General features: G+C 62.5%; 3 protein-coding genes, 1 tRNA gene and 1 pseudogene. 3 read left to right on the top strand and 2 right to left on the bottom strand.

Annotation, left to right across the window (positions count from 1 at the left end; translation table 11 throughout):
* Both EN884_RS21105 and fghA read left to right on the top strand, forming a co-directional pair.
* Nucleotides 1–162: pseudogene (locus tag EN884_RS21105) on the top strand (S-(hydroxymethyl)glutathione dehydrogenase); the annotation flags it as partial.
* Nucleotides 163–374: 212 nt separating this feature from the next.
* On the top strand, nt 375–1,220 hold the full coding sequence (gene fghA / locus EN884_RS21100) for an S-formylglutathione hydrolase (RefSeq protein ID WP_063168877.1): 846 nt from the start codon (nt 375–377) through the stop codon (nt 1,218–1,220).
* A gap of 181 nt (nt 1,221–1,401) precedes the next feature.
* On the opposite strand, the gene EN884_RS21095 is transcribed toward fghA, so the two are convergent.
* Nucleotides 1,402–1,478: transfer RNA gene (locus EN884_RS21095), tRNA-Met, on the bottom strand.
* Between the two features lie 240 nt (nt 1,479–1,718).
* Here EN884_RS21095 and EN884_RS21090 point away from each other — a divergent pair.
* Entirely contained in the window at nt 1,719–2,684 is a 966-nt protein-coding gene (locus EN884_RS21090) for a Gfo/Idh/MocA family oxidoreductase (RefSeq protein ID WP_013529902.1), read from the top strand.
* A gap of 56 nt (nt 2,685–2,740) precedes the next feature.
* On the opposite strand, the gene mnmA is transcribed toward EN884_RS21090, so the two are convergent.
* The coding region (gene mnmA, locus EN884_RS21085; RefSeq protein WP_245491960.1) for a tRNA 2-thiouridine(34) synthase MnmA at nt 2,741–3,748 on the bottom strand (1,008 nt) is incomplete at its 5' end.

The raw sequence follows: 3,748 nt of genomic DNA, 5'->3' as shown, positions 1-3,748 counted from the left end.
GCGCGCGGCCGCACCGATGTGCCGAAGATCGTCGACTGGTACATGGACGGCAAGATCCAGATCGACCCGATGATCACCCACACGCTCAAGCTCGAGGACATCAACAAGGGTTTCGATCTCATGCATGCCGGGGAGAGCATTCGCAGCGTCGTGGTTTACTGACCGGCTCACACGACACGCTCGCGTCGAAGGCTCTGTGTTCCCAAAATACCGTGCCTCCCCGACATCGGGCGTTAGGCCGGCGGCGCGACTGACATTCCGGATGTCCGCGCCGCCGGTCGGTTCGACCCCACCTGATCCGCCCGGGTTGCCGCGATCATGGTCGATGCCGTAGACACCGGCCCATTGGCGTTTGAAATCCGTGGAGAGGGAATATGCCGGAACCCATGAAGACCATCTCCCAGGCAAAATCCCATGGCGGAGTGCAGGGCATCTATTCGCACCTGTCGACGAGTTGCTGCTGCGACATGACGTTTGCCGTTTTCGTGCCTCCACAGGCCCGGGAAACGCCTTGCCCCGTGGTGTGGTATTTGTCGGGACTGACCTGCACCCATCAAAATGTCATGGACAAAGGCGAATACAGGCGCATGGCCGCCGAACTTGGCCTGATCGTCGTCTGTCCAGACACCAGTCCGCGCGGCGCCGACATCCCTGATGACAAGGACAATTGGCAGTTTGGCGGCGGCGCCGGCTTTTATCTTGATGCAACGCAGGAGCCTTATGCGAAGAACTACCGGATGTATTCCTACCTCGTCGAGGAACTACCCACGCTGATCGCCGCTAATTTTCCGGCAGACATGTCGCGCCAAGCCATAACGGGCCATTCGATGGGCGGACACGGCGCGCTGACGATTGCTTTGAAAAACCCGCAGCGGTTCAGGAGTTGCTCGGCATTTGCGCCGATCGTGCAGCCAAGCGCTGCCGGCTGGTCAAGGCCGGCTTTCGAAAAATATCTCGGCACGGATGAGGCCTCGTGGCGGGCCTACGACGCTACTTCGCTTGTTGAAGACGGGCGCCGCTTCCCGGAATTTCTCGTCGATCAGGGAACATCGGACGGGTTCCTGAATGACGGGCTGAGACCCTGGCTTTTGGAGGCGGCCTGCGCCAAAGCCGGCATTCCGCTGACGTTGCGCATGCAGGACGGATACGACCATTCGTATTTCTTCATTTCGACATTCATGGACGACCATTTGAGATGGCATGCGGAATGGCTTGCATAGGTCGAGGTCCGAGCGATGCAATCGGATTAATCCTCGTCCAAGCGAGGAACGCGTTACTCTTTCTCGTCTCTACCGGGGCGAGGAACACGATGGCGCCGCATTGAAATTATTGAACAATTTCAACCGGAAGCGCTACCAACGCGTATAAATTTTTAGCCATTTCCATGGTTTAACTGGATTTTGGTAGCGGGAGAGGGACTTGAACCCCCGACCCCAGGATTATGATTCCCGTGCTCTAACCAACTGAGCTACCCCGCCAGGGCGGCGAAAGGCCCGAAATCCGCCTCAAATCGAAGGGCATGTCGGGGGCGTTCGCCAAGGTCGCGCGGATATAAGGTTGGGAAGGTGAGCCTGTCAAGCTTCGAAGCAACCGGCTTGCCGGCTTATCGTCATTATCGAAAAGCTTTGCCGCGGCGACATTTGGTTGTCGCCGCCGGGGTTGAGTTCGAAGGGGCACGTCGCTATGTCTCGGCCACGAGTTTTTAGAGTTTGAAACAGATGAAGCCGCGCATAGCAGTCCTCGGTTGCGGATACTGGGGCAGCAACCACATCCGCACTCTCAAGGCGCTCGGCGCGCTGCACGCGGTCTCCGATACCAACCGGGCCCGCGCGGAAGGCTTTGCCAGCGAGCAGGACTGCCTGGCGATCGAGCCGGACCAGCTGTTCGTCCGTGACGATATCGACGCCATCGTCATGGCGCTGCCGCCGCAGTTCCATGCCGACCTTGCGGTACGTGCCGTCGAGAACGGCAAGGACGTGCTGGTGGAAAAGCCGATCGCGCTGACGGTGGCGGATGCCGAGCGTGCGGTGCAGGCGGCCAAGGACAATGGCCGCGTCTTCATGGTCGGCCATGTCCTGCGGTTCCACCCCGCCTTCGAGACGCTGAAGGGGCTGATCGACAAGGGCGAACTCGGGGAGGTCCGCTACATCCACTCTCACCGGCTCGGCCTCGGCAAGTTCCACACAGAGAACGACGCGCTGTGGGACCTGGCGCCGCACGATCTGTCGATGATCCTGGCGATCACCGGCACAGAGCCGATCGAGGTGCGCGGCGAGGGGGCCGCCCTGCTCGACAATCTCAGCGACTTCGCGCATCTGCACATGCGCTTCCCCAACGGCCTGCGCAGCCATCTCTTCACCTCGCGTCTCAATCCCTATCGCGAGCGGCGGCTGACCGTGGTCGGCACCAAGGCAATGGCGGTGTTCGACGACGTCGAGCCATGGGAACGCAAGCTGGCCGTCTACCGCCACGCGGTGTGGCAGGACAGCGGCCAATGGGCCTTCACCACCAATGAGCCGTCCTATGTCGCGGTTGCCCAGGGCATGCCGCTGACGCGCGAGCTGGAGCATTTCATCCAGTGCATCGAGACGCGTGCCGAACCGCGTACCAGCGGCGAGGAAGCGATCAGGGTGCTGCGCATCCTGACCGCCGGCACGGTCACCCACACCAAGTCGAATTCCTGAAGCGCGGATTATTCGGCAGGAAACTTATTCGGCAAGAATCTTATTCCGCGGGAATCTTATTCCGCGGGAATCTGGTCCGGCCGGGCGGCAAGCCGGGTCAGCATGGCCTCGGCCTCGGCGCCACGCTCCGATCGCTCGATGAAGCCGCCGCCGAACACGCGGGCCTCGTTGCCGTCATCGGAGTAGAGCACGCAGGCCTGGCCCGGCGCGATGCCGGACTCGCCGTCTACCAGTTCCACCCATGTGGCACCGGCACGATGATGCAGCACGGCCGGGCGCGGCGGCCGCGTCGAGCGGACCTTGGCGAACAGTTCCAGGCCGCCGGCAGGGACGTCTGTGAGCGGTCCGTCGCCCAGCCAGTTCATATTGCGGAGATAGATCTTGTGCGTCTCCAGCGCCTCGCGCGGGCCAACCACGACGCGAGCCCGGTCGGCATCGAGATGGACGACGTAAAGCGGCTCGCCGGAAGCGATGCCGATGCCGCGGCGCTGGCCGATCGTGTAGCGCAGGATGCCCTCATGGCGGCCGAGCACGCGGCCGTCGATGTGGACGATGTCGCCCGGATTGGCCGCAGTTGGCTTCAGCTTGGCGATGATGTCGGAATACTTGCCCTGCGGCACGAAGCAGATGTCCTGGCTGTCCTGCTTGGCGGCAACCGCCAGCCCCATCTCCTCGGCGATGGCGCGAACCTGAGGCTTCGACAGGCCGCCGAGGGGAAAGCGCAGATAGTCGATCTGCGCCTGCGTGGTGGCGAACAGGAAGTAGCTCTGGTCACGGTCGGCGTCGACCGGACGGTAGAGCGCGCGCTGGGCGCCATTGGCGCCGGAACGGATGTAGTGGCCGGTGGCCAGCGCGTCGGCGCCGAGCTCCTTGGCGGTGGCCAGGAGGTCGGCGAACTTCACCGTCTGGTTGCAGGAAACGCACGGGATCGGCGTCTCGCCGGCGACGTAGCTCTCGGCGAAGGGATCGATGACCGCCTTGCGGAAGCGTTCCTCGTAGTCGAGCACATAATGGGGGATGCCGAGCGTCTCGGAGACACGGCGGGCATCGTCGATGTCCTGCCC

The sequence above is a fragment of the Mesorhizobium sp. M7A.F.Ca.AU.001.01.1.1 genome, assembly GCF_004022735.1.
Classification (GTDB): Bacteria; Pseudomonadota; Alphaproteobacteria; order Rhizobiales; family Rhizobiaceae; genus Mesorhizobium; species Mesorhizobium ciceri.
Note: the sequence above shows the minus strand (reverse complement) of the source record. Positions and strands in the feature narration are given on the sequence as shown.